The sequence below is a fragment of the Gilvimarinus sp. 1_MG-2023 genome (genome assembly GCF_030548285.1).
In genome coordinates, this window is the sequence record NZ_JAUOSC010000555.1 from 1 (window position 1) to 327 (window position 327).

Sequence of the window (327 nt, forward strand, 5' to 3'; positions counted from 1 at the left end):
TGGCAACACCTGCTTCTACCTGGAAATACCTGCAAACCGGTAATCAGCCACTGCAAAGGTTTTCCCGCACGCCGGAATCCAGTACCATACGCGCCCCTGTCTCCTCATAGCTCAACAGGATAGAGCTTCCGCCTCCTAAGCGGATGATCGAGGTTCGAGTCCTCGTGGGGAGACCATCAAAAACCCAGTAAATTCAAGGCTTTGTGGCCGATTCGCTCCAGAATCATAGCGGTGTCAATGCGGTGTCAAAACCGCTCATAGTGTCAAAACGGTGTCAAACCGTGGCGGCTGTTTTCGCACTTTCCCGCGCTGTCGTGCAATGAGCAT

At 53.2% G+C, this 327-nt stretch carries 1 tRNA gene; it reads left to right on the forward strand.

Features of this window, described 5'->3' with window-relative positions:
* Nucleotides 1-100: 100 nt before the first annotated feature.
* Nucleotides 101-176: transfer RNA gene (locus Q4563_RS18060), tRNA-Arg, on the forward strand.
* Nucleotides 177-327 lie beyond the last annotated feature (151 nt).